Source organism: Paraglaciecola sp. (assembly GCF_030730205.1).
Lineage (GTDB): Bacteria > Pseudomonadota > Gammaproteobacteria > Enterobacterales > Alteromonadaceae > Paraglaciecola.
Genome location: NZ_JANQVQ010000330.1, coordinates 2083 through 3339, shown reverse-complemented (window position 1 = coordinate 3339; position 1257 = coordinate 2083). Strand labels below are relative to the sequence as shown.

The 1257-nt window shown below is 36.2% G+C and carries 2 protein-coding genes; both read right to left on the bottom strand.

Features of this window, described 5'->3' with window-relative positions; all coding sequences use genetic code 11:
• On the bottom strand, positions 1 to 672 hold a 672-nt coding region (locus tag NWQ57_RS21625; protein WP_306024266.1), incomplete at its 3' end, for a TniB family NTP-binding protein.
• A gap of 6 nt (positions 673 to 678) precedes the next feature.
• Positions 679 to 1257, bottom strand: a 579-nt coding sequence (locus NWQ57_RS21620; RefSeq protein ID WP_306024265.1) for a Mu transposase C-terminal domain-containing protein, incomplete at its 5' end; no start/stop codon positions are given.

The window sequence follows — 1257 nt, the reverse complement described above, 5'->3', positions numbered from 1 at the left end:
ACTAGATTGTTCAAAGGGAAGGCCTTGATCAAATACCTTTAGAAATTTGAGAAAATTCTGTCGTTCATGATTGTCATTTATTTGGAAAGGGATAAGTTTTCTTTTAAACAGAATTCGTCCGTTAAGTTGGGAATTCACATCAAGTATAACTGTGCTATATGGCATACCAAATAAAATTACTGGAATGTTTGACTCGACAATGATCATTTTCAACCAGTCGGCTGCTCGGTGCAGTACTTTATTATTTTTTCTCTCAATAAGGTGTTGAAACTCATCGATAAAAATCAAATCAACCTGACAATTCTTTAGCAAGGTAATCAATCTCTTTTTTAACGCCTCAGAATCATTGCTTGAATAACAAAAAGGGTCTCCTAAGTCTGAAAGCATTGCTTGAGATGCTCGAATAGGTGTCGCATTTTCTGGTATACTAGTAAACAGGACTGGTACTTTAGTTCTGTCGGTTAATTCATTTCTAGGGTAATTCTCAATATATTTATTGATTAAAGATGTTTTCCCTGACCCCGTATTCCCAGTGACTAGCATGCATTGCGCTGCACCACCAAGTTTTGAGTCTTGTAAGCACTCATCAAATTCATCCATTAATGAGCTTAAGTAAGGGCTAGCAACAAATAGTTCTCTAACTAATCTATATTTTTCAGCAAAATCGTTCATCAGTTGTCACTTCCTAACTCTGCTAACAGACCAGTCCGATGTATTCGTGTCTAATTCCCAGACTTCGCTAGACACCTGTTTTTTAGCATTCGATATTTTTTTCTTTGCCACTGATTGTTTTGTTTTACCTGCAACTCTTTTTCTTTCAACTTCTAAATAACGCCCTGTTCTCACCCTATCGGTAACTTTTAACGAAACTTTTTTTGTATTTACCATCTTAGACATGCTTTCCGTCACGATGTCATTAATTTCAGATCGCGCTTTTAAAACATCTTGATGATTGTAATTTTTTTTGATGTATTTTCTAGCATATTGGCAATTTAGCCTATGCTGCCAAAGGGATAAGCCATCTGCATATTCAAGATCAACAGCGGGCACAATGAAGAATTCTTTTAAGTCGACATCACAAACAACTATTCGACCTATGTTGTTGGGATCTTGTTTAGCTATCACCTTATGATCACCAAACTTACCACGATACATTGCGAGGCGATCATTGTGATATCTCAATTTGTCTTTGGTGATACCTTCCCTTCTTAACATAGGAAAAAATGTGCGGCCCAATTTAAAATCTAAAGCATCGAT